The 24,128-nt window shown below is 65.0% G+C and carries 23 protein-coding genes; 12 read left to right on the top strand and 11 right to left on the bottom strand.

Annotated features, from left to right (window positions below; translation table 11 throughout):
- The first annotated feature begins 8 nt into the window (after positions 1 to 8).
- The 8 genes from paaB to HU230_RS04860 all read left to right on the top strand — a co-directional run bounded on the left by paaB (position 9) and on the right by HU230_RS04860 (position 7,349).
- Positions 9 to 296: a 1,2-phenylacetyl-CoA epoxidase subunit PaaB gene (paaB, locus tag HU230_RS04825; RefSeq protein WP_024579339.1), complete on the top strand. Its 288-nt coding sequence runs from the start codon at positions 9 to 11 to the stop codon at positions 294 to 296.
- 120 nt (positions 297 to 416) lie between these two features.
- Positions 417 to 1,193, top strand: a complete 777-nt coding sequence (gene paaC / locus HU230_RS04830) for a 1,2-phenylacetyl-CoA epoxidase subunit PaaC (protein ID WP_176532677.1) — start codon at positions 417 to 419, stop codon at positions 1,191 to 1,193.
- A complete protein-coding gene (paaD, locus tag HU230_RS04835) occupies positions 1,187 to 1,690 on the top strand; it encodes a 1,2-phenylacetyl-CoA epoxidase subunit PaaD (protein ID WP_176532676.1) in 504 nt (167 codons plus the stop codon). Before paaC ends, paaD begins: the two co-directional genes overlap by 7 nt.
- Before the next feature lie 2 nt (positions 1,691 to 1,692).
- The gene (paaE, locus tag HU230_RS04840) at positions 1,693 to 2,769 is read left to right on the top strand and encodes a 1,2-phenylacetyl-CoA epoxidase subunit PaaE (RefSeq protein ID WP_176532675.1); all 1,077 of its coding nucleotides are present in this window, start codon (positions 1,693 to 1,695) and stop codon (positions 2,767 to 2,769) included.
- Between the two features lie 95 nt (positions 2,770 to 2,864).
- Positions 2,865 to 3,335, top strand: coding sequence for a hydroxyphenylacetyl-CoA thioesterase PaaI (gene paaI / locus HU230_RS04845; RefSeq protein ID WP_176532674.1), 471 nt, complete (start codon positions 2,865 to 2,867; stop codon positions 3,333 to 3,335).
- Positions 3,336 to 3,354: 19 nt separating this feature from the next.
- A complete protein-coding gene (gene paaK / locus HU230_RS04850; RefSeq protein WP_176532673.1) occupies positions 3,355 to 4,686 on the top strand; it encodes a phenylacetate--CoA ligase PaaK in 1,332 nt (443 codons plus the stop codon).
- A 35-nt stretch (positions 4,687 to 4,721) separates the two neighbouring features.
- Entirely contained in the window at positions 4,722 to 6,152 is a 1,431-nt protein-coding gene (gene iaaH / locus HU230_RS04855) for an indoleacetamide hydrolase (protein ID WP_176532672.1), read from the top strand.
- 141 nt (positions 6,153 to 6,293) lie between these two features.
- Positions 6,294 to 7,349 (top strand): YeeE/YedE family protein, encoded by a 1,056-nt coding sequence (locus HU230_RS04860; RefSeq protein ID WP_176532671.1) that lies wholly within the window; start codon positions 6,294 to 6,296, stop codon positions 7,347 to 7,349.
- Positions 7,350 to 7,521: 172 nt separating this feature from the next.
- Here HU230_RS04860 and acuR read toward each other — a convergent pair whose 3' ends face one another.
- From acuR to HU230_RS04880, 4 genes are all read right to left on the bottom strand, one after another.
- Positions 7,522 to 8,154, bottom strand: a complete 633-nt coding sequence (gene acuR, locus HU230_RS04865) for an acrylate utilization transcriptional regulator AcuR (RefSeq protein ID WP_176532670.1) — start codon at positions 8,152 to 8,154, stop codon at positions 7,522 to 7,524.
- 127 nt (positions 8,155 to 8,281) lie between these two features.
- Positions 8,282 to 9,907, bottom strand: a complete 1,626-nt coding sequence (locus HU230_RS04870) for an alpha/beta hydrolase domain-containing protein (protein WP_176532669.1) — start codon at positions 9,905 to 9,907, stop codon at positions 8,282 to 8,284.
- Positions 9,908 to 9,992: 85 nt separating this feature from the next.
- The gene (locus HU230_RS04875; RefSeq protein ID WP_176532668.1) at positions 9,993 to 10,511 is read right to left on the bottom strand and encodes a hypothetical protein; all 519 of its coding nucleotides are present in this window, start codon (positions 10,509 to 10,511) and stop codon (positions 9,993 to 9,995) included.
- A gap of 426 nt (positions 10,512 to 10,937) precedes the next feature.
- Entirely contained in the window at positions 10,938 to 11,846 is a 909-nt protein-coding gene (locus HU230_RS04880; protein ID WP_176532667.1) for a DMT family transporter, read from the bottom strand.
- Between the two features lie 81 nt (positions 11,847 to 11,927).
- Here HU230_RS04880 and pdxR point away from each other — a divergent pair, with 81 nt between their 5' ends.
- Positions 11,928 to 13,385, top strand: a complete 1,458-nt coding sequence (gene pdxR, locus HU230_RS04885) for a MocR-like pyridoxine biosynthesis transcription factor PdxR (RefSeq protein WP_176532666.1) — start codon at positions 11,928 to 11,930, stop codon at positions 13,383 to 13,385.
- A gap of 211 nt (positions 13,386 to 13,596) precedes the next feature.
- Here pdxR and HU230_RS04890 read toward each other — a convergent pair whose 3' ends face one another.
- The 5 genes from HU230_RS04890 to HU230_RS04910 all read right to left on the bottom strand — a co-directional run bounded on the left by HU230_RS04890 (position 13,597) and on the right by HU230_RS04910 (position 18,571).
- Complete coding sequence (locus HU230_RS04890; protein WP_176532665.1) at positions 13,597 to 14,817, bottom strand: bifunctional alpha/beta hydrolase/OsmC family protein; 1,221 nt, start codon at positions 14,815 to 14,817, stop codon at positions 13,597 to 13,599.
- A 162-nt stretch (positions 14,818 to 14,979) separates the two neighbouring features.
- Positions 14,980 to 15,642, bottom strand: a complete 663-nt coding sequence (locus HU230_RS04895) for a sulfite oxidase-like oxidoreductase (protein WP_176532664.1) — start codon at positions 15,640 to 15,642, stop codon at positions 14,980 to 14,982.
- Between the two features lie 13 nt (positions 15,643 to 15,655).
- Positions 15,656 to 16,978: an MFS transporter gene (locus tag HU230_RS04900; RefSeq protein ID WP_176532663.1), complete on the bottom strand. Its 1,323-nt coding sequence runs from the start codon at positions 16,976 to 16,978 to the stop codon at positions 15,656 to 15,658.
- Between the two features lie 85 nt (positions 16,979 to 17,063).
- The gene (locus tag HU230_RS04905; protein ID WP_176532662.1) at positions 17,064 to 18,290 is read right to left on the bottom strand and encodes a cytochrome P450; all 1,227 of its coding nucleotides are present in this window, start codon (positions 18,288 to 18,290) and stop codon (positions 17,064 to 17,066) included.
- A 74-nt stretch (positions 18,291 to 18,364) separates the two neighbouring features.
- Positions 18,365 to 18,571 carry a ferredoxin gene (locus HU230_RS04910; RefSeq protein WP_038387982.1) on the bottom strand — a complete coding sequence of 69 codons (207 nt, stop codon included), beginning with the start codon at positions 18,569 to 18,571 and terminating at the stop codon, positions 18,365 to 18,367.
- Between the two features lie 176 nt (positions 18,572 to 18,747).
- Between HU230_RS04910 and HU230_RS04915 the strand changes: the two genes are divergently transcribed.
- On the top strand, positions 18,748 to 19,380 hold the full coding sequence (locus HU230_RS04915; RefSeq protein WP_176532661.1) for a TetR/AcrR family transcriptional regulator: 633 nt from the start codon (positions 18,748 to 18,750) through the stop codon (positions 19,378 to 19,380).
- Positions 19,381 to 19,386: 6 nt separating this feature from the next.
- On the opposite strand, the gene HU230_RS04920 is transcribed toward HU230_RS04915, so the two are convergent.
- Positions 19,387 to 20,808, bottom strand: coding sequence for an amidase (locus tag HU230_RS04920; protein WP_176532660.1), 1,422 nt, complete (start codon positions 20,806 to 20,808; stop codon positions 19,387 to 19,389).
- A gap of 88 nt (positions 20,809 to 20,896) precedes the next feature.
- Here HU230_RS04920 and HU230_RS04925 point away from each other — a divergent pair, with 88 nt between their 5' ends.
- A complete protein-coding gene (locus HU230_RS04925) occupies positions 20,897 to 21,748 on the top strand; it encodes an alpha/beta hydrolase (protein WP_176532659.1) in 852 nt (283 codons plus the stop codon).
- Between the two features lie 94 nt (positions 21,749 to 21,842).
- On the opposite strand, the gene HU230_RS04930 is transcribed toward HU230_RS04925, so the two are convergent.
- Positions 21,843 to 22,619: an SDR family oxidoreductase gene (locus tag HU230_RS04930; RefSeq protein WP_176532658.1), complete on the bottom strand. Its 777-nt coding sequence runs from the start codon at positions 22,617 to 22,619 to the stop codon at positions 21,843 to 21,845.
- 169 nt (positions 22,620 to 22,788) lie between these two features.
- On the opposite strand from HU230_RS04930, the gene HU230_RS04935 reads away from it, so the two are divergent.
- On the top strand, positions 22,789 to 23,865 hold the full coding sequence (locus tag HU230_RS04935; protein ID WP_176532657.1) for a tartrate dehydrogenase: 1,077 nt from the start codon (positions 22,789 to 22,791) through the stop codon (positions 23,863 to 23,865).
- Positions 23,866 to 24,128 lie beyond the last annotated feature (263 nt).

A 24,128-nucleotide genomic window follows, 5' to 3' on the forward strand; every position in this document is an offset into this window, starting at 1 on the left:
CGCTAGAGATGGCCACGCCGAACGTTCCGCTCTGGGAAGTCTTCATCCGCAGCCGCAACGGCCTAGCGCACAAGCATGTCGGCTCGCTGCATGCGGCGGACTCGACGCTGGCGCTGCAGGCCGCGCGCGACATCTACACCCGCCGCGGCGAGGGCTTGTCGATCTGGGTGGTGCCCTCGAACGCGATCACCGCGTCCGACCCGTCCGAGAAGGGCATGATGTTCGAGCCGGCGGAATCCAAGATCTACCGCCATCCGACCTTCTACGACGTGCCCGACGAAGTCGGACATATGTGATTTCGCTTTCGCCGCGTCGTTACGAGCGAAGCGAAGCAATCCATCGGACCGCAAAGCAAGTGTGGATTGCTTCGTCGCTCCGCTCCTCGCAATGACGGAAAAAACCAGCGAGTTGATCAAATGGCAACCGCCAATATCGCAGTCTCCGAAACGCCGCTGGTGCTCTACGCGCTGCGCCGCGCCGACGATGCGCTGATCCTCGGCCATCGGCTGTCCGAATGGTGCGGCCATGCGCCCGCGCTGGAAGAGGACATGGCGCTCGCCAATATGGGTCTCGACCTGCTTGGCCAGGCCCGCGAACTCTACACGTATGCGGCCAAGGTCGAAGGCAAAGGCAACGACGAAGACAAGTTCGCCTATCTGCGCGACGTCAGGCAGTACCGCAATCTGCTGCTGGTCGAACAGCCGAACGGCGACTTTGCCCGCACCATGGTGCGGCAGTTCTTCTATGCGGCATTCGCCGATCTCTACTGGCGCGCGATGATGGCGTCTTCCGATCCGACATTCGCCGCGATCGCGGCGAAGTCGGAGAAGGAGAGCGCCTATCATTTGCGGCATTCGTCGGAATGGATCGTCCGTCTCGGCGACGGCACCGAGGAGAGCCACCGCCGCGCGCAGGATGCGATCGACGATCTCTGGGCCTATACCGGCGAGATGTTCGCGGTCGACGACAGCGAGCGCGGCCTGATCGAGGACGGCATCGCGATCGATCCCGCGGCGCTAAAGCCGCGCTGGCTGAAGACGGTCACCGGCATCGTCAACGAGGCGACGCTGTCGCTGCCATCGGGCAACTGGATGCAGCAGGGCGGCCGCACCGGCAGCCACAGCGAGCATCTCGGCCATCTCCTCAGCGAGCTGCAATCGATGCAGCGGACCTTTCCGGGGGCAACATGGTGACGGTGGCGCTCAGCGATGCAGATCTGCGCCGGCGCGCCTGGAGCGCGGCTGCGCAGGTGGTCGATCCCGAAATCCCGGTGCTGACCATCGCCGATCTCGGCGTGCTGCGCGATGTCGCGGTCCACGACGGCCATGTCGAGGTCGCGATCACGCCGACCTATTCCGGCTGTCCCGCGATGAACATGATCGCGCTCGAGATCGAGCTTGCGCTGGAACGCGAGGGCATTCACCAGCCGAAGGTCCGCACCGTGTTGTCGCCGGCCTGGACCACCGACTGGATGAGCGAGGACGGCCGACGCAAGCTGAAGGAGTACGGCATCGCGCCGCCGCTGCCGGGCTCCTCGCGCCGCGCGCTGTTCGGCGAGCAGCAGGTCCCGTGCCCGCAATGCGGGTCAGGCGATACCGAACTGCTGTCCGAATTCGGCTCGACCTCGTGCAAGGCGCTGTGGCGTTGCAAGAGCTGCCGTGAACCCTTCGACTACTTCAAGTGTCATTGATCATGTCGACCCCACGATTCCACCGTCTGTCCGTCAGCGATCTGCGCCGCGAGGCGTCGGATGCCATCTCGATGACTTTTGCGATCCCCGACGAGCTGCAAGGCGACTACCGCTTCACGCCGGGCCAGTATCTGACGCTGCGCACCACGATGGACGGCGAGGAAGTCCGCCGTTCCTATTCGATCTGCTCCGGCCCCGACGACGGCGAATTGCGCATCGCGGTGAAGAAGGTCGATGGCGGCGCCTTCTCGAACTGGGCCGCCGACGAGCTGAAGGCCGGCGACGAGCTCGACGTGATGACGCCGACCGGCCGTTTCGGCATCGCGCATGCGCCCGGCGAGGCGCGGACCTATGTCGGCTTCGCCGCCGGCAGCGGCATCACGCCGATCCTCTCGATCATCAAGGGCGTGCTGGCGCGGGAGCCGGACAGCCGCTTCTTCCTGTTCTACGGCAACCGCTCGACCGAGGGCATGTTGTTCCGCGAGGCGCTGGAGGAGCTGAAGGACCGCTTCATGCAGCGGCTGTCGGTGTTCCACGTCATCTCGGGTGAAGAGCAGGACATTCCGATCCTGCACGGCCGGCTCGACGGCGAGAAGGTGCGGGTGCTGCTGCGCTCGCTGGTGCCTGCCTCGACCGTCGATCATGTCTTCGTCTGCGGCCCGGCCGCGATGAGCGAGACGATCGAGGCGACCTGCCGCGAAATCGGTATCGCCGCAGAGCGCATCCATGTCGAGCGCTTCGTGTCGGAATTCGGCGGCAAGCCGCGCGCGAAGGTGGTCGTGCCGGCCGGTGCGCCGCCGAAGGCGATCGCCGGACTGATCATCGACGGCAAGCGCCGCGAGGTCCCGGTGGCCGACGGCGAGTCGATCCTCGATGCCGCGCTGCGCGCCGGCATGGATTTGCCGTTCGCCTGCAAGGGCGGCATGTGCTCGACCTGCCGCGCCAAGCTCGTCGAAGGCGAGGCACCGATGGATCTGAACTATTCGCTGGAGCCGTGGGAGCTGAAGGCGGGGTTCATCCTCACCTGCCAGGCCAAGCCGTGCTCCGGCAAGGTCGTGGTCGACTACGACCACGTCTAATTCTTTCTGCGCGTTGACACCCCCGGTGTCGGCGCCCAACACTAATTTGACGCCAAGAAGCCCGTTGCAACGGGCCCGCAGACAGGGAGTTCAATGTGAACGTGAAGGCCACGCTATCGCCCGAGGACATGACGCAGGAAGATTTGGCCCGCGCCTGCGCGGATGCGATGTGGAAGGAAGACGACGCCAGCAAGGGCCTCGGCATGGAGCTGGTCGAGATCAAGCCGGGGCAGGCGGTGATGGCGATGACGATACTGCCGCACATGGTCAACGGCCAGCGCATCTGCCATGGCGGCTACATCTTCACGCTCGCTGACTCAGCCTTCGCTTTTGCCTGCAACAGCCGCAACGATCGCGCGGTGGCGGCGCAGGGCAACGTCACATTCATCCGGCCCGGCAAGCTCGGCGATCGTCTGGTGGCGACCGCGCGCGAGATCTCGCGCAGCGGCCGCTCGGGAATCTACGACGTGCGCGTTACCGCCGGCGACAGCGTGATCGCCGAGTTTCGTGGGCATTCGCGCGTGATACAAGGCAGCTGGCTGCCGGACACAGACATCAAGGCATAAGGCTTTAGGGGGAACGTCGATGGCAACGGCAAAGCTCAAGGTCAAGGACGGCGGTTATCACGCCGAGCTCGATGCGGCCGAACGCGCCTCGCGCGACGAGATCATGGCGCTGCAGACCAGGCGGCTCGCCTGGTCGCTGAAGCACGCCTATGACAATGTCGCGCACTACAAGAAGGCGTTCGACGCGGCGGGCGTGCACCCGTCCGATTTCAAGCAGCTTTCCGATCTCGCAAAATTTCCCTTCACGGTGAAGACCGATCTGCGCGACAATTATCCCTTCAACATGTTCGCGGTGCCGCGCGAACAACTGGCGCGGGTTCATGCCTCCTCGGGCACCACGGGCAAGCCGATCGTGGTCGGCTATACCAAGGGAGACATCGACACCTGGGCCGATGTGATGGCGCGCTCGATCCGCGCCGCCGGCGGCCGCAAGGGCATGCTGATGCACAATGCCTATGGCTATGGCCTGTTCACCGGCGGCCTCGGCGCGCATTACGGCGCCGAGCGGCTCGGCTGCACCGTGATCCCGATCTCCGGCGGCATGACCGAGCGGCAGGTGCAGCTCATCAACGACTTCCGGCCCGACATCATCACGGTGACGCCGAGCTACATGCTGGCGATCCTCGACGAGTTCAAGCGGCAAGGGCTCGACCCGCGCAGATCGTCGCTCAAGTTCGGCATCTTCGGCGCCGAGCCGTGGACCAACGCGATGCGCGTCGAGATCGAGCAGGCCTTCGACATGGATGCGACGGATATCTACGGCCTGTCGGAGGTGATCGGCCCCGGTGTCGCGCAGGAATGCGTGGAGACCAAGGACGGCCTGCACATCTGGGAGGATCACTTCTATCCTGAAGTGATCGATCCGCTGACCGGCAAGGTGCTGCCCGACGGCGAGAAGGGCGAACTGGTGTTCACCTCGCTCACCAAGGAAGCCTTCCCGATCATCCGCTATCGGACCCGCGACCTGACGCGGCTGTTGCCCGGCACGGCGCGGCCCGGCATGCGGCGGATGGAGAAGGTGACCGGCCGCTCCGACGACATGATCATCCTGCGCGGCGTCAACGTGTTCCCGACCCAGATCGAGGAGGCGCTGCTGGCGACCGACTGGTGCGGCGGCCACTTTGTTATAGAACTCACCCGCGAGGGCCGGATGGACGAGATGACGGTGCTCGCCGAAGCCCGGCCCGAGAGCTGGGACGGCGAGGGACTCACCGCGCACGCCGAGAAAGTCTCCGCCTTCATCAAGAACACGATCGGCATCTCGACCCGCGTCCGCGTCGTCGCGCCCGAGACATTGGAACGTTCGCTCGGCAAGGCGAAACGTGTTTACGACAAGCGGCCGAAAGAATAGCCTCTCGCTCGCAATCCAAAGAGCGCTGGGTTTCCATGGCCGATAGCAACGAAGCAACCGCTGCGCAGATCGTGGCTGATATCCGCGACCGGAGGGTGACGGCCGTCAGCGTCGTCGAGGCCGCGCTCGATCGCGCGGAGCGGCGCAAGCACCTCAACGCCTTCATCATGCTGAACCGCGACGGCGCCCTGGCGGCGGCGCGCCAGGTCGATGCCGGCACGCGCACCGGCGTGCTGGCCGGGCTTCCGATCGTCGTGAAGGACAACATCAACACGTCAGACCTGCCGACATCGGGCGGCACTCCGGCGCTGCAACACGCGCGGCCTGCGCGCAATGCGCCGTCGCTGCAGAAGCTGCTCGATGCCGGTGCTGTGGTCATCGGCAAGACCAATCTGCACGAGCTTGCCTTCGGCATCACCAGCACCAATCTCGCGCCGTTCGCGGGACCGGTGCGGAATCCCTACGACACGCGCCGGATCCCGGGCGGCTCGTCGGGCGGAACATCGGCGGCGATCGCTGCGCGTATCGCCACCTGCGGCCTCGGGTCGGACACCGGCGGCTCGACCCGCGTGCCCGCGGCGCTGACCGGCATCGTGGGCCTCAGGCCTTCGGTCGGCAATGGCGGCACCGAGCGGCGCTATCACGACGACAACCAGGTGGTTCCGATCAGCCATACCCGCGACACGGTCGGCCCGATGGGACGCACGGTCGCCGACGTCGCGCTGCTCGATGCGGTGATCACAGGCACGCCGCTGGCGTCAGCCATTCCGCTGCGCGGCGTGCGTCTCGGCATGCCCGCCTGTTTCTGGAGCGGCCTCGATCGCGACGTCGAGACTGTCGCCCGCGCAGCCTGCGCGCGGCTCACGGCTGATGGCGCGGTGCTGGTCGATGTCGATATGCCCGGCCTGTTCGAGCAGAACGGCAAGGTGTCCTTCGTGGTCGCGCTGCATGAACCGATCGCCGATATCCCGGCCTGGCTCAAGGCCTCCGGGATCGAAGGGATCACGCTGTCCGACATCGCGGCCGGCGTCGCCAGTCCCGACGTCGTCGGCGCGTTCGGCGCCATCACGGCGGACGCGTTCGGTGCCGCCTATGACGATGCGATCAAGGTGCGGCGGCCGGCGCTGCAGGCGATCTATGCGGCGTATCTCAGGGACAACAAGCTGGATGCCATCCTGTTTCCGACCACGATCGCGCCTGCGCCTGTCATCGACGAGAAGACCGGGTCCGGCGAGATGTCGGTCAATGGCGGCGAGCCGGTGCCGACCTTCGGCACCATGATCCGCAACACCGATCCCGGCAGCAATGCCGGCCTTCCCGGGCTGTCGCTCTATGCCGGCATGACGCCCGATGGCCTGCCGGTCGGGCTCGAGCTCGACGGTCCGGTCGGCAGCGATGCCAGATTGCTGGGGCTTGGCCTGTCGATCGAAGCGCTTCTGGGTACGGCCCCGCCACCGCGGCTCTGAGCAGGCCTCCCGCAACAAGCCCCTTGAATTGATCGGCCAGTCGACTAGTCATGGCTGAGGCCGCCTGGCCGCCACGATCCGCGCGCCTTGCGGCGCGCCTTTCGCTGCGCCCGCAATGACGAAGGCAATTGAAGGATTGTCATGGACCCCGCCACGATCGTCATCCTCGCCGCCCTGGTCATCGGCCTGATCTATGGCTCGGTCGGGCTCGTCAGCGGCTTCTGCATGATGAGCGGCCTGCGCGGCTGGTGGGCGGACGGCGATGGCCGGCTGGTGCGCACCTACGCGCTGGCGATGGGGGTTGCGATCGCGGCCTCGCAGCTGCTGGCGGCGGCGGGCCTCGTCGATCTCGGCAAGTCGATCTATCTGCAACCGTCGTTCTCGGCGCCGATGATGTTCCTCGGCGGGCTCTTGTTCGGCTACGGCATGGTGCTGTCGAATGGCTGCGGCTCGCGGGCGCTGGTGCTGCTCGGGCGCGGCAATCTGCGTTCCTTCGTGGTCGTGATCGTGCTCGGCATCTTTGCCGAGATGACGCTGAAGGGCCTGATCGCACCCATGCGCATCGCGATGGTGCAGGCCTCGCAGGCCACGGTATCAGCCAATTCGGCGCCGGCGCTGTTGGCAAGCATCGGCCTCGGCGCGGTGTCGGCGCGGATGGTGGCGGCCTCGGTGCTATCAGCCGTCCTGATCATTTTCGCCTTCGCCCATGCGCCGTTCCGGAAATCGCCCGGCCAGATCGCGGCCGGCCTGATCGTCGGCCTGCTGGTGGCGGGCGGCTGGTACGCGACCGGTTATCTCGGCGCCGATGATTTCAATCCGGTGCCGGTGACCTCGCTCACCTTCATCGCGCCGATCGCCGACGCCCTGCAATATGTCATGCTGTCGACCGGCTCGACGCTCAATTTCGGCATCGTCACCGTGTTCGGCGTGTTTGCCGGCAGCGCGGTCACGGCGCTCGCCACCGGGCGCTTCCAGCTTGAGGGCTACCGGTCGCCGCGGCACATGCTGCGCTCGGCAGGCGGCGCCGCGCTGATGGGCGCGGGCGGCGTGATGGCGTTCGGCTGCTCGGTCGGGCAGGGGCTCACCGGCTTGTCGACGCTGTCGCTGTCGTCCTTCATCGCAATCGCCGGCATCATGCTCGGCGCCGGCGCCGGCCTGCGCGGCGCGCTGCGGGTCAGGCCGCTGGCAACGGCTTGAAGCTCTTGTTTGAGCGCCGTTTGCAACGAGCATGAGATCAATCAGCTTAACGGGATGTTCTAGATCGGCAGGCTCTCGCGGCCGGGCGCGAGCGGCCGATCAAGCCGGTTGAAATGATGGCACGGAGATAGTGTGGTGGATTGTGCCTTCGGCCATCTACACGAAAAACGACTCATTCACCGAGGAGCTTGAAAAAGCCCTTTGAGAAGGAATGAAGCGGTTCGGAACGGCGTTCGAGTTTGGCGCGAAGAACGGCGCCCTCCCAACCGATCCAGAAGAACTCGGCAAGCCAGTCGCAATCTTGGTTGGAAGAGATTGCACCGGTAGCCTGGGCAGCTCTCAAGCACTTGGCAGTGCGCTGCTGCCAGTCGATGAACACATCGAACAGCTGCTGGCGAAATGATTGTGGAAGTACGCTCATCTCCTGCCCAAGATTGCCCACCAAACAGCCTCGCGCATAACGGAAGCGCTTCATGGCGGATGTAGCATCGTCGGCAAAACCTCTGAGCCTTTCGAGCGGGGGATGCTGCTCGTTCAGGAAGAAGCTGTCGAGCTTCCGCGAAAAGTAGCCAGCGTAGCTGTCGATCAGCTCCGCTCCAAATGCCTCTTTGCTCGGAAAGTAGTGGTAGAACGACCCCTTTGGCACGTCGACGCTCCGCAAGACTTCCTCGATCCCCGTCGCGGAATAGCCCTTCTCCGTCAGCATAACGACACCTGCACGGACCAGCGCGTCACGGGTCGCGCTGGTGCCGGCAAGTTCCTTAGCAGGTCGCCCGCGACGGCGGCGAGGCAGCGTCTTGCTCATGCAGATCGTAATAGACCGATCGTCTAGGAGAAAGCAAACTGCCCGTGATGCGGCGTTCTGCAAGTGACGGAGACGCTCTCACTCCATCCACTAGTTCAGTGGCAGGCCTAGCTCCGGCTTGGCTCGCTCAACGTGGCTCGGCATTCGTTGGTGCGGGCGCGAACAGGTTAGTCGACGCGGCTTCCTGAACGATCACTGCCGCGTCTTCCGGCAGCAGAAACCCACGCGCCAGCAGATCCTGGGCGGCGATCCGGATCCGGTTCACGTAATCGTCGCGGCCGTGATAGCGCTCTTCGATCGACGGGCGGGCGTCACCGGTACGCTCTCGTTCCGCTTTCGTCGCTGCGAATGGCGAGAAGGACCCGATCAGCATGCAGGTGAATGTCTGCGGTTGGTTCTGGGCGCCATTTGTGCCGGTCGGCACCGCGACATCCGGCAGCCGCACGCCGCCGAGCGCATTGCCGTCCTGATCGCGTTTCGGCACTTGTATCACTGCAGCGGAAAGCCGAGTCGGGGCGCGCAGCGCAGGTGGCTCGCCGCCCGCGGCTTCAAGCGACATCAGTTCGCTGGCGGGCGGCTCGGTGCCGCGGCTTACCCAGGCATCAAGGTGCAGCAGGAGGGCCCGCGACAGCGGCGACCAATCGAGGCGCCCCGGCGTCAGTGTGCAGGCCGGTGCCTTGGGGGCGGGTACATGCGGGCCTCCCGCGATATCGTACATCCGCACATTGGCGGGCAGTGGCTGATCCGCGGTTCCGGACGCGCCCGTGCGGCCAAGCGAAGCGCGCAGCGAATAGTAGTCCGTGGTGGAGTTCACGAGTATCATCCTCGGAGGCACCTCGCCGCGCGCCTCGACCTTGGCCGTGATCTCCCCGATCGTGAGCGGTCCGTCATTCACGCCGGGAAAATCCGGGTTGTCGAATGTGGGAGCCCCCTCGGCGCTCGACATTGGTCCACGGCCCGTCTGCAGGATCGGAAGAAGGCCAGCGGCCGAGACGAACACATGCATTCCGTCGAAGATGCGCCGGTTGCCCATCATGTTGAAGCCGTTCAGGAGAAAGGTCTTCAGGAATCGTCCATCCTGGGACCTGCCGCTCGCGAGCACGCGGTTGATCGCTCCCTTGAGCGGGTTGGGCGTTCCACCCTTGTCAGAAGCTGCATGCGCGAAGAAATCCGCGGCATCGCGGACGATCGCAAAGCCCACTCCCTCGACGAAGCGCGTCTTGCCATCGGCGTCAGTGAACGAAGGCAGGTCCGCACCCTGTCCAAGCTCCCAAAAAACCTCCGCAACCGCGAAACCATGGTCCTGAAGAAAGCCGGTGCCCTGCTCCAGCGTTCCCGGGAGAAACCGCACGTCGCGTGGCGAGTTGTAGATCGCCTCGGCCCAGACTTGCCCGCGGTTGGGTACGTCCACCAGCAACGCGCCGTTTTCCCCGCGCGGAGCCGCCGGCATCATGAGAATGATCTTCGCCGCGTAGTCGACGCGCCCGCGTTCATTGCGCGGCGCTTTGTCGATCCCAGGGATGGCCTCTTGCGGCGATAGGTCGCCGCGGATCTTGCCCTGCCAGATCACATAGTCGCCGGCGCGAAATGTGCCGTAAGGCTGCTTCGACGTGAACTCGATCCGGGTAACTTCTGCGCTCACTGGCCGCGCCGTCGAGATCAGGCTGAACAAGCAATACAAGAACAACACAATTCGCCCGTTTCGACGGTGCGGCATGCGAATTCTCCAGAGATAGCGGCTGGTTTCGAGCATTTTTTGATCACGACAGGCCGCATCAGAACGGACATGATGGACCGGCAACTTTTTCACCGGTCCATTGCCTATCGCGAAAGCCTTCTCACTCCATCCAATAGTCGATGTCCGTCTGATTGGCATTGATGCCTGCCTTCGGCTCGGACGGGCCATGACTGCTGATGATGCCACGCATTCTGGCGAGGCTACCCGTGCCACCGGTAATGACGCCCGATGTCATGTTCGTAAGCTTCCCATCTCCACTGCTTTGAGCGACCAGAGATGTCCTGACAAAAAACTTCTCCCCGTTCTCCAGTATCCAAACGTTGTAGATGAGAGCCGGACCATTGTTGTCGATGTAGTCCGACATGCCGCGTGTCCACTGCTCCTTCAACCTCGATCCGTTGATGAGGGGGGCATCGTCACCATAGGTCCGCCGAATTTCGAAGAGCCGAGCTTGATGTCCCGGAATGTCGCCAACGTCGATGACGTGTTGTTGGGTGTATATCGTCTGAGTTGCCGGCGTATCATAGCTGATGTGGTGCTTTTGCTGCGCAATGGCCACCGGCACGGTTAGAGGCACGGCGAGAGCGATCGTCATTCCAAGCGCGATATTGCGAAACATGCGTGACCTCTCATGCTGGAAATCCACCAACCGTGAAGGTGTGGGCGGACGTTGTTTGTTGAAGGTCAGCGCTCCGTAGCGACCGAGCCCCAACCAAAGCTGATTTCACCGCGCTTTTCCCAGGTGCCATAAATTAGACCGATCGTCTAGAATTCGGCTTGGCTGCAGGCGATTTCGCCCATCAATCTTTTTTGACAGCGCTTTGTCGGATAAGGCTTCTGCCCGCTAAGCCGGTCATTGCGGTGCCCGACGCGGAGGTCAGCTACCGGGCCAGGAAGGGACATAATCGATTGGTGGGCGTACCCTTGCAGTTTAACGGCTCGCGGTAGGGCTCCTCACCCGATTTGCTGCGCAATCGACCTCTCGCCGTCGGGGAGCGGTGGACCGAATGCGCGGTCAACCGCTTCAGCGTAACTTCATCATGCCCTAGGCGCGCGACGGCGCGTCCGCAAGCGAGCTCAGCGCAATCCCGCCGACGATCAGCGCCGCGGCAATCGCCAGCGAAAGATCGATCGGCTCGCCGAGCAGCAGCGCCGCGGTCACGATGCCGACGATCGGCGTCGCGGTGGTGCCGAGCGAGGTCGTCAGCGCCGGCAGGCTCTTGTTGACCATCGACATCGCCCAATAGGCCAGCGCCGTGCCGATGAAGCCGGAATAGAGGAACAGCAGCACGAGGTGCGGCGACCATGTCACCGTGGGCACGCCCTCGGTGACCAGCGCCGTCGTGGTCAGCACCACCGTCGCAACCAGCACCTGCCACAGCAACAGCTGCAGCGGCGTCGCGATCCAGCGATGCGAGCGGATATAGATGATGTTCGCGGCCCAGCAGATCGCGGCAATGATGATCATGCCGGCGCCGGCGATGACATGCAGATTGCTCCAGTCGAGCGATGCCGGATTGAGGATCACGCAGAGCCCGGCGAGTCCCAACGCGACGCCGACGAGCTTGAGCGCGCCGAGCCGTTCGGTGCGCGCCGCGCCCGCGGCCAGCGCGACCCACAGCGGCGTGGTGTAGCCGAGCACGACGCCCTTGCTGGCCGGCAGATAGCGCAGGCCGGTGGCGACCAGGGTCGAGAAGAACGTCATGTGCAAGAGCGCGACGCTGAGCACGACCGGGACATCGGCGATCCGCGGAATGATCAAATTGCCGCTGGCGCGCAGGATCGCCAGCAGGGCGATCAGGGCGACCCAGCTGCGGATCGATGCGGTCCACAGCGGCGGCACGGCCTCGACCAGCGATTTCGTCACCGACCAGTTGATGCCCCAGGCCAGCACCACGACGATGAACAAGGCCGCGGCTTTGGCAGCGGAGAGCGATGAGTTCACGGGCGGCATCCTTGCAGGCGATACCACTTGTGAATAGGATCGCGCTGGCTCTCTCGAAAGAGCCAGATTTGACAGATCAAAGGAGCCAGATTGATCCTCGCCGAATTGCTCGCGCTGAAGCGTGCCGATGATGCCGGGCTGACCGCGCAGCTGACGCAGCAGCTGCGTGGGCTGATGGCGAGCGGCCGGATCCGGAGCGGGGCCGTACTGCCGTCGAGCCGCACGCTTGCGGCCGAGCTCGACGTGTCGCGCAACACGGTCACGCATGCCTATGAGCAGCTCGCGGCCGAGGGGTATCTGCGCGTCGCCGCGCGGCGGCGGCCGGTGGTGTCAGACGATATCGAGGCGCGCTTCGCCAGGGCGGTGCTGGCCCCGCGGCGCGATGCCGCCCGCAAGCCGCAGCTGTCGCCCTGGGCCTTGCAGCTCTCCGACACGGATTGGCCGCTGTCCTACCAGGCCGATTTCCGGCCGCTTCGTCCCGGGCTTGCAGATGCGCGCGAGTTTCCGCACGAGATCTGGGCGCGCTGCCTGCGCCGCAGCGCGTTGCGCCGCCGCTTCAACGACCAGACCGTGATCAACCGGCCAAGCCTGCGCGAGGCCTTGCGCGACTACCTCGAAGTCAGCCGCGGCGTGCGCGCCGAGGCCGATCAGGTCCTGATCCTGCCGACGGCGCAGGCGGCGCTGACGCTGATCGCCGCGACCACCATCGTTGTCGGTGATGCGGTGTGGACCGAGGATCCCGGCTATCCCGGCGCGGCGGCGGCGTTTCGCGCCGCCGGCGCCGACGTCGTCGGCGTCAGGCTCGATCAATGGGGCATGATGCGGACGCGCGAGACGCGCGCGCCGAAGCTGATCTTCTCGACGCCCTCGCATCAGCACCCGACCGGGCGGGTGATGCCGGTTGCGCGCCGCACCGAGCTGCTCGCGGCGGCCGAGCCCGGCAAGACCTGGATCGTCGAGGACGATTACGATGGCGAGTTTCACTATGACAGCCGGCCGATGCCGGCCCTGCAAGGGCTCGATCGCGAGGGACGCGTGCTTTATCTCGGCACCTTCGCCAAGGCGATGACCGCCGACATCCGCATCGGCTATCTGGTGGTGCCGCCACAACTGGCACGGACGATGGAGATCGCGCAGCGCCATCTCGGTCTGATCGCCTCCGTGCACGTCCAGGAGGCGCTGGCCGGCTTCATGGCCGACGGGCATTTCCTGGCGCATGTCCGGCGGATGCGGCGGATCTATCGCGCGCGCCGCGACCACCTCGCGGCGGCGCTGGCACGGCAGCTCGAGCCGGTGCTCACGGCCGAAGTCCCGCCAGGCGGCATGCAACTGATTGCCCGCTTCAAGGATGGCGCCGCGGACCAGAACGCCGTGACGCGGCTGGTCGCAGCCGGGGTCGAGGTGCGCGCACTGTCGAGCCTCGCACTGGAGCGGCCGCACGACCACGGCCTGCTGCTCGGCTTCGCGGCCTGGCGCGAGAACGAGATCGGCGCCGCGGTCCGCATCATGGCGAACTGCCTGACTGGGAAGCGCCCGGCGCGTGGGTAGAGGGGGCGCTGGCGCGATTTCTGGATAATAGAAGAATATCTCTGAGTTGCCCGGCGTGTCAAGTCGCCTTGTCGAACGCCGGCGGCCGCCGGCACCTTTGCATGGGGTTGTTTTCGATATTTTTCAGCGCGCCCCTGCGACGGCCCGCAGGCGGGAGGGGGACGCAGCCGACATGCTGCTACGGCTCGGCCCGTCTCGCTGCGTTGAGGGCTTAATCCGCCGCCTGGGTGACGATCCGGACCTCCGACGTCAGCGTCTTGTGCACCGGGCACTTGTCTGCGATCTCCATCAACCGCTTGCGCTGGTCGGCGTCGAGGTCGCCCTCGATCCTGATCACGCGGTCGATCTGGTCCAGCATGCCGTCGCGCGTCTCGCACTCCTCGCAATCCTTCGCATAAATCTTGTTGTGCTGGAGCGTTACGGTGATGCGATCGACCGGCAGCGACTTGCGGTCGGCGTACATCCGCATCGTCATCGAAGTGCAGGCGCCGAGACCAGTGAGCAGGAAATCGTAAGGCCCGGGGCCGGAATCCTGGCCGCCGACGGCAACCGGCTCGTCGGCCAGCATCCGATGCGGACCCGTCGTGACGGTCTGCTGGAATTTGCTGGCGCGGGTCTCCTGCACCACGACGTTGCGCGGCGCGCTGCCGGTGTCCGCCGCTGGCTGCGGCGCGAGGTCGATGTAGCGCTCGGCCCAGGCGCCGATCACGTCGGCGACATAGGCGGCATCCTGCCTGCCGCTCAGGAGATGATCCGCGCCCGCAAGCGAGACGAAGCTCTTGGGATGCTTGGCCGAGGTGAAGATGTGCGTGGCGTTGTCGATGCCGACGGTGTCGTCGGTCGGAGAGTGCATGACCAGCAGCGCCTTGTGCAGCCTGGTCACCTGCGCCATCAGATTCTGCTCGGCGACGTCGTCGAGGAATTCGCGCTTGATGCGGAAGGGGCGGCCGGCGAGCGACACTTCGCCTTCACCCTGCGCGCGGATGTCCTCGATCCTGTCCTTGAAAAAATGCGTGACATGGACGGGATCGGACGGCGCCGCAATGGTGGCGACCGCCTTCGCCTCGGGGATCCGGCCAGCGGCCGCGAGGATCGCGGCGCCGCCGAGGCTGTGGCCGATCAGGATCGCGGGCGCCTCGCGCGTCTCGCGCAGATGGTCGGCGGCGCGGACGAGATCGGCGACGTTCGACGTGAACGTCGAATTGGCGAAATCGCCCTCGCTGGAGCCGAGGCCGGTGAAGTCGAACCGCAGCGTGGCGATGCCCTTGGCGGCGAGCGCAACCGCGATACGCTTGGCCGCCAGCACGTCCTTGCCGCAGGTGAAGCAGTGCGCGAACAGCGCATGGGCCTTGATCGGGCCGTCCGGCGTATCAAGCGCGGCGGCAAGCTGATGGCCGCCCACACCGGTGAATTGAAAGCGTTCATGCGGCATCATCGGCTCCCGGGATCATTCTTCACCTCTCCCATGGGGAGAGGTCGAATTTCGAGCGTAGCGAGAAATTCGGGTGAGGGGTAACGCTCTATCGATAGACCTTAATCCCTCACCCGGCGCTTCGCGCCGACCTCTCCCTAAGGGAGAGGTGAAGGCGCGGGCCTAGTCGCCAGAATAGCGCTGTTCGGCCCAGGGATCACCGCGATTGTGATAGCCGCGCACCTCCCAGAAGCCGGGCGCATCCGCAGGTAAAAATTCGATGCGCTGCAGCCACTTCGCGCTTTTCCAGAAATACAGATGCGGCACGACCAGCCGCACCGGGCCGCCATGCTCCTGCTCCAGCGGCTTGCCCGACCAGCTATGGGCGAGCAGCTCGTCCTCGGCGGCAAAATCCTCGAGCGGCAGGTTTGTCGTATAGCCGTCATACGAATGCAGCGCGACGAACCGCGCGTCCTCGCGCGGCTGGCAGGCGGCGAGCAGGTCGCGGGTCGCAAGCCCCTCCCACTGATTGTCGTAGCGCGACCAGGTGGTGACGCAGTGGATGTCGGAGACGAATTGGGTCTGCGGCTGCGCCATGAATTGCGGCCAGGTCCAGTAGATCGTCTGCTCGACCGCGCCGTGGACGTCGAGCCGCCAGCGCTCCCGCGTCACGTTCGGCATCAGCCCGAGATCGAGCACCGGCCAGTCTGCCGTCAGATGCTGGCCCGGCGGCAGGCGCTGCTCCTCAGGGCGAGTGGTCTTGCCGGTGAGGAACTTGCCCTCGCGCGCCCAGCGCTGCTTGCTGCGCGTCAGCTTGCTCTCGGGTGGCTCGGCGTCGTCGGTCATCGGCGTTGTGCCGTCATTCGTGGCGATGCATCGCGGAGTCGTGCTTGGTGTCGCGCATGGTCGAATAGATCAAGAGCGACAGGAAGATCATGCCGCTGAGATAATAGTAGAACCAGTCCTCATGCCCGATGCTCTTGAAATAGAGCGCGACCGCAGGCGCAGTGCCGCCGAAGATCGATACCGTGATGGCGTAGGGCAGGCCGACGCCGAGCGCGCGGACATTGGTCGGGAACAGCTCGGCTTTCACGATCGCATTGATCGAGGTGTAGCCGGCGACGAAGATCCAGGCGCCGCAGATCAGGAGGAAAGCGATGAAGGGCGACTTGGTCTCCTTCAGGGCGGTCAGGATCGGGATCGTCGCCAGCGTGCCGACGACGCCGAAGAAGATCAAGAGCGGCTTGCGGCCGATGCGGTCGGACAGCGCGCCATAGATCGGCTGCAGGAAGGTCGCGAAGATCAGCGAGCCGAAGATCACGAAGGTGGTCTGGTCTTCGGTGAGGCCGACCGACAGCTTCACGAAGGTCTGCATGTAGGTGGTGAAGGTATAGAACGCCGCGGTGCCGCCGGCAGTGAGGCCGACCACCAGCAGCAGTTCGCGCGGATAGTTCAGGAGGCCGACGATCGAGCCGGTCGGCTTGGAGTCCTTCTTGGCCTCCTCGAACGCCTCGGTCTCGTGCAGGCCGCGCCGCATCACCGCCGCGAAGATCGCGAGCATGGCGCCGATCACGAACGGAATCCGCCAGCCCCAGGCCTTCAGCTCGTCCGGCGTCAGGAACACCTTCTGCAGCAACAGCAGCACGATGATCGCGGTGAGCTGGCCGCCGATCAGAGTGACGTACTGGAAGCTCGAATAGAAGCCGCGATGCTTGGCGTCAGCGACCTCGCTGAGATAGGTGGCGCTGGCGCCGTACTCGCCGCCGAGGCTCAGGCCCTCGATGATGCGGGCGAGCGCCAGGATCGCCGGTGCGGCTATGCCGATGGTGGCATAGGTCGGCGTCCCCGCGATGATCAGCGAGCCGAAGCACATGCAGACAACGGACAGTGTCAGCGACAGCCGTCGGCCATAGCGGTCGGCGATGTAGCCGAATAGCCAGCCGCCGAGCGGGCGCATCAGGAAGGTCGCGGCAAACAGCACGGCGGCATTGAGCTGCTGCACCACCGGATCGCTGTGCGGGAAGAACGCCGGCGCGAAATACAGTGCGAACGCGGTGTAGGCGTAGAAATCGTACCACTCGACGAGATTGCCGACCGAGCCGATGAAGATCGCCTTGACCCGCCGCTCGACGTCATGGATGTCGAGATGGTCGCTCGCGGATTGAGCGGTTTGTTCGGACATTGGCAGGCCTCCCCGGATTCTCTGGCGCGATTCCGGGGCAACCTATCTCATTTGCGTGGTGCGGTGTAACTGCTGTCCCGTTGCTTTAGGCGTTCTTGCCGAACAGAACGGGCAGTTGACGCGGTCCGCGCACCGTGCCTTCCGACCAGGTGACCTTGCCGGCCGGGTCGAGGCGGAAATCCGGAATCCGCTTCAGCCATTCCTCGATCGCCACCTGCATCTCCATCCGCGCCAGGTTGGAACCGACGCAGCGGTGGATGCCGAGGCCGAAGGCGGCGTGGCGGTTCTCCTTGCGGTCGATCACCACCTTGTCCGCGTCGGGGAACATGGCGGGGTCACGGTTGGCCGCGGGGAACGACAGCAGCACCATGTTGCCCGCTTTGACCGGGCAGCCGGAGATCGTGGTTTCCTTCATCACCTCGCGCGCCATCGTCACCGGCGAATAGGCGCGCAGGAATTCCTCGATCGCGGTCGGGATCAGCGTCGGCTCCGCAATCAGGCGCTCGCGATCGGCGGGCGTCTTGGCGAGGTGCCAGAGCGAGGAGCCAAGCGCGCTCCAGGTGGTGTCGATGCCGGCGATCAGGAGCAGCCGCAGCGAGCCGAGCACGTGCTCGTCGGTCAGCGGCTGGCCGCTGGGGCCCTTGGCCCGCAGCAGCTGCGAGATCAGATCGTCGCCCGGCTCAAGCTTGCGCTGCTCGAGATGGGCCATGAAGTAGCCGGTCATCTCGCGCACGCCGTTCATCAGCTCGTCTTCGTTCCTGATGCCGAGCTCGAGGATCTGGTGGATCCACTTGATGAAGAGGTCGCCGTCCTTCTCGGGGATTCCCAGCATGTGGGCGATGGCGCGCACCGGGATGTGCTTGGTGTAGCGCGCCGCGGCGTCGCAACGGCCGTCGGCGATGAATTCGTCGATCAGCTCGTTGCAGATCGCGCGCACCCGCGGCTCCAGCCGCTTCATCGCGTCCGGCGTGAAGGGCGGCAGCAGCACCTGCTTGGCGGGCTTGTGCTCCGGCGGATCGGAGGTGATCGGCGGCGCACGGGCGGTGATCTCGGGGCGGACGTCGCGCACGATGACGCGGCGCGAAGAGAAGTGCTCGGTGTCGTAGGCGATCTCCTTCACCGCCTGATAGGTGGTCGGCATGTAGCAGCCGAGGAAGCGCTCGGTGTGCACGACCGGCGAGGCGGTGCGCAGCGTCTCCCAGATCGGGAACGGGTCGTCGGTCCAGACCGGATCGGTATGGTCGAAATCATGGACCCAGTCGGTGACCGGGGGATGTTCGGGCAGATAGGTCGCGGACGGGGAATCGGACATCGGCTCGTTTCCTTCTCGTTCGATCAAAACGCTGGTCGGCTCAACGGGAGGCACCCAGCCATCCCTGCTGGCCGCTATTCCTCGGTGACTTCGATCGCGATTTCCGGGCAGTTGGTCTGCGCGAGCCAGGCCTTGTCCTCGAGCCCGGCCGGGACGGTCCCGTCGCCAACTTCATGGGCATTGCCGTATTCGTCGAGCTCGAACAGTTCGGGGGCGAGCGATTTGCAGCGGGCGTGACCCTGGCACTTGTCCTGGTCGACGCGGATTTTGAGCTTGGACATGCAAGCACTCTCCCTCGGCTCTGGCGCACAGTTGGGCGCGCCGGGTTCCTCATTTTAGTTTATGCAAGTTCCAGCTTGCTTGGGCGGCCGGCCTCTTAACCGGATCGCCAAGTTATAGCATATTACATTATCGTCATACTTGCGCGTCAAGCGAAAATTCAGCGATCATTGCCGCAATGGGACAAATCGTTCGTAAGCCGTTGAAAACCTATCACCATGGCGATCTCCGCGAAGCCCTGATTCAGGCCGCGTTGCGCGAGGTCGAGCTCGGTGGCCCCGAAGCGATCAGCATCAAGGCGCTGGCCAGGCAGCTCGGCGTCTCGCAGCCGGCGCCGTACCGGCATTTCGCCGACCGCGAGGCATTGCTGGAGGCGGTGACCGCGGAAGCATTCCGGCAGTTCAACGTGATCATGCGCGAGGCGATCGAGCAGCCCGGCAAGGGCTCGAAACTGTCGCGCTTCGCGCAGGCTGCGCTGGCCTTCGGGCTCGAGCGCCACGGCATCTACCGGCTGATGTTCGCGTCCAGAACCATGGCCTGGGCGCCTGTCGGCAGCGAGCTGCACGTGGCAGCGATGGAAACGCTGGCGCTGTTGATCGAGTCGTTCGAGGCACCGGCCGTCGGGCTGTTGCGCGAACGGCAGGCACTGAAGATCTGGGCCGGGCTGCACGGCATCGTGATGCTCGCCGAACAGGGCCTGCTCACCGGCGAGGTCGGCCAGATCAGCCGCGAGGAACTGATGGACGAGATCGTCGAGCAGACCAAGCTCGCACTCACCGTCGCGCTGCATGCGACGGAAGAAAAGGCGTAGAACGCCTTATCTCGGCGATCGCGGATCGATCGGGGTGGTGCCGCGCACGCCCAGAATGTCCTCCAGCACTTTCGCGCCTGCCAAAAGCTGCGCCTCGGCGCGCGGCTTGGCCACCATCTGCAGACCGATCGGCAGGCCCGACGCGGTGAAGCCGCAGGGCAGCGACAGCGCCGGGCAGCAGGCCAGCGTGATCGCATAGACGATGCCGAGCCATTCGACATAGTTATCGAACTTTTTGCCGTCGCATTCGGCGACATAGCGGTTCTCGACCGGGAATGGCGGCACGATGGTCGCGGGCGCCAGCAGCAGGTCGTATCTCTCGAAGAATTCAAGCGCACGCGCGGTCATCGCCACCCGCTGCGCTTCGGCGCGCTCGAGCTTTTCGACGGTGAGCTTCAGCCCTTCCTCGATGTTCCAGATCACTTCGGGCTTGAGCAGGTCGCGCTTGGTGCGCAGCAATTCGGCCTTGCTGATCGCGAAATCGAATGCGCGCAGCACGTGGAAGCATTCATGGGCCTCGCGGAAGTCGGGATGCGCCTCCTCGACGATCGCGCCGGCTTCCGCGAAGCGCTCCGCGGCTTTGCGGGTCACGGCCTTGACCTCGGGATCAACCGGCGTGATGCCGAGATCGGGCGAATAGGCGATGCGCTTCGGCTTCTGGTTCGAGCGCGCCGCGGACAGGAACGAGGTCGGCAGCACCGGCAGCGACAACGGATCGGCAGCATGCTCGCCGCTCATCGCGTCGAGCAGCAGCGCGAGGTCCTGGACATTGCGCGCCATCGGTCCCTGCTGGCCGAGCGTGCGGTCGACAGCGAATTTCGGCGTCTGCGCGACGCGGCCGATCGACGGCCGGAGGCCTACGACGCCGCAGAAGCTCGCCGGGTTGCGCAAGCTGCCGCCCATGTCGGAGCCGTGGGCGAGCCACGCGGTGCCGCTCGCCAGTGCCGCCGCCGCGCCGCCGGACGAGCCGGCGGCCGAGCGCGACGTGTCCCAGGGATTGCGGGTCGGGCCGAACACCTCGTTGAAGGTGTTGGCGCCGGCGCCGAATTCCGGGGTGTTCGACTTGGCGTAGATCACGCCGCCGTTCTGTTCGAGGCGCTCGACCAGGATGTCGGACTTGGTCGGAACGTTGTCCTTGAAGATCGGTGAGCCCAGCGTGGTCAGCACGCCGGAGACGGCGGTGAGGTCCTTGATCGGGACCGGAAGACCCGCGAGCAGGCCGCGCTCGCTTGCCGGCTTCTGCATCAGGGCCTTGGCGTGGGTGCGGGCGCGGTCGAAGCAGAGCGTCGGCAGCGCGTTGACTTTGCCGTCGACCTCGGCGATGCGCTTTTCCAGCACGTCGAGCAGATCGAGCGGCGTGACGTCACCGGCTTTCAGTTTCTCGACGACGGTACATGCCGTTTCGTTCACCAAGCCCTGATCAGCCATGCGCCGTTGCTCCTATGTGTTCCGTTTGCTTGTGCTGTAGAACATTTCCTGCCGTCGTGGCAATGCGACGAGAACCGAAGGGGCAGGGATGGCAGCGTTGTTTTCCGCGCTGGACTGGCGCGCGATGAGCCAGCAGGAGCGTGACCTCGGCTTGAACAACGGCGTTGCCGTCAAGGGCAGCGCCGAGATCGCCGCCGGCTGGGAGCAGCGCTCGGCGCCGCTGCGGCAGAAGCATCCCGAGCATCTCGACCTCCGATACGGTCCGCGTGAGCGCAACCGGATCGATTTCCTCAAAGCCCGCGATCGCGCGCCGACGTTGCTGTTCGTCCACGGCGGCTATTGGCAGACCCGCGCCAAGGAGGTGTTCACGATCTTTGCCGAGGGGCCGCTGGCGCACGGCATCAATGTGGCCCTGATCGGCTACACGCTGGCGCCGGATGCGACGCTCGATGACATCGTCGCCGAGATTCACGCAGGCATCGATTTTCTGGCCGGGCAGTTGCCCGCGCTCGGCGCTGCTGCCGACGGTCTCGTCGTGTCGGGCTGGTCGGCCGGCGGCCATCTGACATCGATGGCGTTGTCGAACGCCCATGTCCGGGCCGGCATGGCGATCTCGGGCATCTATGACCTCGAGCCGATCAGGCATTCCTACCTCAACGAGAAGCTCAGGCTCGACGAAGCCGCCTCACGGCGCAATTCGCCCATGATGCAGCAAGGTGGCACGGCAAAACCGCTGTCGCTGGTGGTCGGCAGCGCCGAACTGCCGCTGCTGCGCAAGCAGACCGCCGATTTCGCCGGCCATCGCGCCCGCTACGGCCTGCCGGTGACCTATGAGGAGGTCGCGGGGGCCGACCATTTCTCGATCATGAATCAGATGCTGGCGCCGCAGGGGCGCATCACCACGCTGATCCGGCAGTTGTTTGAACGGACGGCAGGGTAACTCGTCATTGCGAGGAGCGAAGCGACGAAGCAATCCATGTTCCCGCTGCGGGACTATGGATTGCTTCGCTTCGCTCGCAATGACGCGGAGAGGGTCAACCCCACCCCGACGTCAGCCCGCCATCCACCGTATAGATCACGCCCGACGTATAGCCTGCGCGATCGGAGGCCAGGAACGCCATCAGGTCGCCGATCTCGCGCGCATGCGCGGGGCGGCCGAGCGGCAGGCCCTTCTGGAATTCCGTGTAGCGGCTCTCGTCGCCGAACTGGTTCTTGGCGCGGGTCTTGAGCAGCGTGACGTGGCGGTCGGTGCCGACCGGGCCGGGGTTGATGCCGACGACGCGGATGTTGTCGGCGAGGCTCTTGCCGCCGAGCGCGCGGGTGAACGACATCAGCGCTGCGTTGCCGGCGCTGCCGCAGATGTAATTGGCGTCGAACTTCTCGCCGGCCGCGCCGATATCGTTGACGATCACACCGCCGCCGCGCGCCTTCATCTGGGCGTAGATCGCGCGGGTCAAATTGACATAGCCGAACACCTTGAGCTCCCAGGCGTGCCGCCAGGTCGCCTCGTCGATCTTGTCGATCGAGCCTCCCGGGATGTCGCCGGCATTGTTGACGAGGATGTCGATATCGGCCGCTTCCTTGGCCAATCGCGCCAGATCTTCCGATTTGCGCAGATCGACGACGCTGATCGCGGCATCGATCTGATGCGCCGAGCGGAGACGTTCGGCCAGCGCCTTCAATTGCTCGCCGTTGCGGGCGGCGAGCAGCAGATTGGCGCCTTCCTCGGCAAAGGCTTCGGCGGCGGCCGCGCCAATGCCCTTGGAGGCGCCGGTGATCAGGACACGCTTGCCGCGCAGATGCAGATCCATGGGATGTCTCGCTTTGGTATGAGGAACGAATGTCCGCGAAATTGGTGGGGCAGGGTCGCGCCGCGGTCAACACTGCACTGCAGCGTTGCGCTCGCGCGAAGTTTGGTCCATTGCAGGGCCATCAGGATAGGCGGCATTGCCGGCCGGGCAAATCACAAGGGTGTTCTCGATGAGCAGCAAAAAGCAGTATCGGATTGCAGTCATTCCCGGTGACGGCATCGGCAAGGAAGTGATGCCGGAGGGCCTGCGCGTCATCGAGGCGGCGGCGAAGAAGCACGGCGTCGACGTAAAGTTCGATCATTTCGACTTCGCCTCCTACGACTATTACGAGAAGAACGGCGAGATGATGCCGGCCGACTGGAAGGACCAGATCGGCAAGCATGACGCGATCTATTTCGGCGCGGTCGGCTGGCCGGCCAAGATCCCGGATCATGTTTCGCTGTGGGGTTCGCTGATCAAGTTCCGCCGCGAATTCGACCAGTACGTCAATCTGCGCCCGGTGCGGCTGATGCCCGGGGTGCCGTCGCCGCTGGCAGGCCGCAAGCCCGGCGATATCGATTTCTGGGTGGTGCGCGAGAACACCGAAGGTGAATACTCCTCGGTCGGCGGCCGTATGTTCCCGGACACCGACCGCGAATTCGTCACGCAGCAGACGGTGATGACCCGCATTGGCGTCGACCGCATCCTGAAATTCGCATTCGATCTCGCGCAGTCGCGGCCGAAGAAGCATCTGACCTCGGCGACCAAGTCGAACGGCATCTCCATCACCATGCCCTATTGGGACGAGCGCGTGGAGGCGATGGCCAAGAAGTATCCCGGTGTGAAGTGGGACAAGTACCACATCGACATTCTCACCGCGAACTTCGTGCTGCATCCGGACTGGTTCGACGTCGTGGTCGGCTCCAATCTGTTCGGGGATATCCTCTCCGACCTCGGCCCTGCCTGCACCGGCACGATCGGCATCGCACCGTCGGGCAACATCAATCCGGAAGGCGATTTCCCCTCGGTGTTCGAGCCGGTGCACGGCTCGGCGCCTGACATCGCGGGCCAGGGCATCGCCAATCCGATCGGCATGATCTGGTCGGGCGCGATGATGCTGGAGCACCTCGGCGAGAAGCAGGCAGCTAGCGCCATCGTCAGCGCGATCGAGCGCACGCTCGGCGAACGCACGCTGCGCACCCGCGACCTCGGCGGCAACGCCGACACCACGGCGTGCGGCAAGGCGGTGGCGGAGATGGTGGACTAGGTTCGCTGTCAACCATGGGGTCGTCCTGGCGAAAGCCAGGACCCATTACCCCGAATGCTTGTTGTCTTGAGAGGTCTAACCACCGCCCTGCGCGATGACGCAGGCCGGTGGTAATGGGTCCTGGATCGCGCTCGCTACGCTCGCTTGTCCAGGACGACGTCGATATTGATTGCTTCGCGGTCTGCGTAGGGTGGGTCAGCCGAAGGCCCACCATTTCTTTCCTTGAGCACAAGGTCGGCGGGTACGCTTCGCTAACCCGCCCT

Origin of the sequence: Bradyrhizobium quebecense (genome assembly GCF_013373795.3) — a bacterium.
GTDB lineage: Bacteria > Pseudomonadota > Alphaproteobacteria > Rhizobiales > Xanthobacteraceae > Bradyrhizobium > Bradyrhizobium quebecense.